This is a genomic window from Staphylococcus pasteuri (assembly GCF_030547725.1).
GTDB classification, from domain to species: Bacteria; Bacillota; Bacilli; order Staphylococcales; family Staphylococcaceae; genus Staphylococcus; species Staphylococcus pasteuri.
This window is the reverse complement of record NZ_JAUOQO010000981.1, coordinates 1-235: the sequence shown is the minus strand read 5'-3', so window position 1 is coordinate 235 and position 235 is coordinate 1. Positions and strand designations below refer to the sequence as shown.

Below are 235 nucleotides of genomic sequence, written 5' to 3'. Positions count from 1 at the left end.
CCAACAGGTTCTGCACACCAAAGGCATACTTCATCGACCCAGCGATTTGTTTAAACTTTAATACGTCCATCTCCGAGAATGCCAATAGCAATACGAAGAAACACATCAACAAAGACATAAGATCGGCAAAGGTGCCCATCCATGCGGGCAAACCTTCGGGGGGACATTTGCAAGGTTCTTCCATTACTGCGTCACCTATTCGTCGGTTGTACCAAGAGAGCGCTTACCTTCCGGC

At 48.1% G+C, this 235-nt stretch carries 1 protein-coding gene; it reads right to left on the bottom strand.

What is annotated here, in order from left to right:
• Positions 1–184, bottom strand: a 184-nt coding sequence (locus Q4528_RS16115; protein WP_303522776.1) for a flagellar motor protein MotB, incomplete at its 3' end; no start/stop codon positions are given.
• Positions 185–235 lie beyond the last annotated feature (51 nt).